Source organism: Roseimarinus sediminis, from assembly GCF_050433125.1.
Classification (GTDB): Bacteria; Bacteroidota; Bacteroidia; order Bacteroidales; family Prolixibacteraceae; genus Roseimarinus; species Roseimarinus sediminis.
The window spans coordinates 1-1044 of the sequence record NZ_JBNPXV010000053.1 but is presented as its reverse complement, the minus strand read 5'-3'; the positions used below and the strand labels follow the sequence as shown (position 1 = coordinate 1044).

Here is a 1044-nt window from a genome sequence, read left to right as displayed (position 1 = left end):
AATATCGATACCGGCCAGATCGTTTGCAGGGATTGGACGATTGTAGCAAAAGGAACGCGAATGACACAGGAATTTGCGTCTTTTTTAAAAGCAATTAATCGATACTAGCCCTGTTAGTTGCAATAGTCTGGGCAAGTACTTTTGTGTCAATGGGAAAAGGCTTGAGGAACAATACGTCCGTTATTTAAGCGACTTTCTTGACTGGGACCAATTGGAACATGCAGAAAACTGGATTCTCTACCCTCAAAATATAAGTGCCGCTTTAAGCATTGACGAAACAAGCCTTTCGCAGGGAGAACTTTACACTGTGGTCACCAGCAAAAAAGGAAGAGGTCAAAAAGGGAGTCTTGTTGCAATGATCAAGGGAACCGATAGTGAACAAGTAGCTGATGTATTGAAAAAAATACCGCTCTCTAAAAGAAACAAAGTACAAGAGGTAACCCTCGACATGGCTCCATCGATGCAAAAAATTGTAAGCAAATGTTTTCCAAAAGCCACCCAGGTAACCGATCGTTTTCATGTAATACAACTGGCAAGCGATGCGGTACAACAAATAAGAATAAAACATCGCTGGGAAGCCATCGACCAAGAGAACAAAGAAATAGAATTAAGCAAAGAAACCGGGAATACATATGTTGCCAACAGGCTTGAAAATGGGGACACCCTGAAACAATTATTAGCCAGAAGCCGGTATCTTTTATTTAAACATGAGAATAAGTGGACTCCTTCTCAACTGATTAGATCCGAGATTTTGTTTAACCATTACCCAGACATCGAGAAAGCTTACAACTTATATCGTGAGTTATCAGGTATTTATGAGAATACTACCGACAAGTCAGTGGCACTAACAAAATTGGCAAGATGGTATGATAAAGTTGAAAAAGCAGGGTTCAAAGCATTCAACACAATCGCAAACACGATAAAAAATAATTACACAACCATACTCAATTACTTTATAAACCGAAGCACAAATGCATCGGCAGAATCTTTTAATGCTAAAATTAAAGCATTTAGATCTCAGTTCAGAGGGGTAAGAAACATCCC

The 1044-nt window shown here is 39.3% G+C and carries 1 protein-coding gene; it reads left to right on the top strand.

The window, feature by feature from the left end:
* Positions 1-97: 97 nt before the first annotated feature.
* Positions 98-1044: ISAon1 family transposase (locus FHS86_RS19175; RefSeq protein ID WP_429417703.1), on the top strand; the 947-nt coding region annotated here is incomplete at its 3' end.